1 protein-coding gene and 1 pseudogene are annotated in these 1206 nt (G+C 47.8%); both read right to left on the bottom strand.

The window, feature by feature from the left end; genetic code table 11:
• Positions 1–203 (bottom strand): annotated as a pseudogene (locus R7F67_RS24440) (riboflavin synthase); the annotation flags it as partial.
• Positions 204–215: 12 nt separating this feature from the next.
• A partial coding sequence (gene ribD / locus R7F67_RS24435) for a bifunctional diaminohydroxyphosphoribosylaminopyrimidine deaminase/5-amino-6-(5-phosphoribosylamino)uracil reductase RibD (RefSeq protein WP_318057492.1) occupies positions 216–1206 on the bottom strand: 991 nt, incomplete at its 5' end.

Genomic DNA, 1206 nt, shown 5'->3' with positions numbered 1-1206 from the left:
AAGGTCTCGAGAGACAAATCTGCGCTGTAGTAATTGCTTCCAAAGTCAATCACCGTTAAGCACACACCGTTAGTTGCAATGCTGTCACCTAACTTTACGTCAGACATGTCTAACTTACCTACTTCTACCGTAACGGTAATGTCTTCGCCTTTTGGCGTAATCGCAGTTAATTTACCAACTGCTTCTACAATTCCTGTAAACATAGTGCTTCTTTTCTAAATTTCTTTACGTACAAGGGTGGCGGTAATACGGATATCTCTGCCCACCATTCGCACATCAGTAATATTTAAATCGATGACCTGCGCCATCTCCGTCAATCCCAGCGCGCCAATTAAACCACGTCCATCGCTTCCCATTAGTTTCGGAGCGAGATAGACAATCAACTCATCTACAAGGTTAGCTTTGATTAGAGAACTCGCGAGCGTCGCGCCAGCTTCCACCCATAAATGGTTGATATTATGCTGAGTCGCGACCGCTTTTAGGGTGGCAGCTAAATCAATTTTTCCGCTTTGGTCTAGTTGTGGACAAACATCGCCTTCGCTGCTGACAATAATTCGCTCACCTTCGGTACTGAACAGTTTAAGGTCATCACTCAGTTTCTGTTGACGGTCGAGTATTACCCTTGCTGGTTGGCGAACTTCCGTCAGCTCATAGTGCGCTTGAACACTCTGCGGCAAATCATCCCAACGAACGTTGAGAGAAGCGTTATCATCCAACACTGTTTTGCTTGTAGACAGAATGCCACCGCTTTGCGCTCGATAACGCTGCACGTCTTGGCGAGCCTGTGGGGAGGTGATCCATTGGCTCTTGCCATTACTTAGCGCACTCTGTCCATCTAAGCTTGCTGCCATTTTTAATTGGATAAATGGCATGCCTGTTTGCATGAATTTAATGAAGCCACGATTGAGCTCAATCGCATCGTTTTCTAACAGTCCAACCTGAACCTCAACTCCGGCTTCACGTAGCATTTGGATGCCACGTCCAGCCACTTTTGGATTCGGATCTTCCATCGCACACACTACTCGCGCCACTTTGGCTTTTATCAACCCTTCAGCGCAAGGTGGCGTGCGTCCATAGTGGGAGCACGGTTCAAGGGTAACGTATGCCGTTGCACCTTCAGCTTTATCACCAGCCATGCGCATCGCGTGCACTTCAGCATGGGGCTCTCCAGCGCGATGATGATAACCTTCACCAATGATCACGCCA

It is taken from the genome of Vibrio sp. YT-17 (genome assembly GCF_033337375.1).
GTDB classification, from domain to species: domain Bacteria; phylum Pseudomonadota; class Gammaproteobacteria; order Enterobacterales; family Vibrionaceae; genus Vibrio; species Vibrio alginolyticus.
Note: the sequence above shows the minus strand (reverse complement) of the source record. Positions and strands in the feature narration are given on the sequence as shown.